The sequence below is a fragment of the Mesorhizobium sp. M8A.F.Ca.ET.208.01.1.1 genome (genome assembly GCF_004791315.1).
In the GTDB taxonomy this organism is placed as follows: Bacteria; Pseudomonadota; Alphaproteobacteria; order Rhizobiales; family Rhizobiaceae; genus Mesorhizobium.
On sequence record NZ_SRUT01000221.1, the window covers coordinates 1 to 321 of the forward strand.

The 321-nt window shown below is 60.1% G+C and carries 1 protein-coding gene; it reads left to right on the plus strand.

Annotated elements, in window-relative coordinates:
- A partial coding sequence (locus EN851_RS35015) for a GAF domain-containing protein (protein WP_135931097.1) occupies positions 1–321 on the plus strand: 321 nt, incomplete at both ends.

A 321-nucleotide genomic window follows, 5' to 3' on the forward strand; every position in this document is an offset into this window, starting at 1 on the left:
ATCATGTCGGAGCTGGCACCGCTGGTGAATGCGCAATACGGCGTGTTCTATGTGACCAACCGGGAAGAAGACGAGTCCTATCTCGAGCTTGCCGCGTCCTACGGCGCCGAGAGCAGGGCGGTGATGAAGCAGCGCCTTGATCTACGTGAGGGGCTGATCGGCCAAAGCGCTGCCGACAAGCGTGCGATCGTTCTCGACAATGTGCCGCCGGACTTCCTGCGCATCACATCGGGCCTCGGCAACGCCACACCGGCCAATGTCATCATCCTGCCTGCGCTCTTCGAAGACGAAGTAAAGGCGGTGATCGAGCTTGCCTCATTC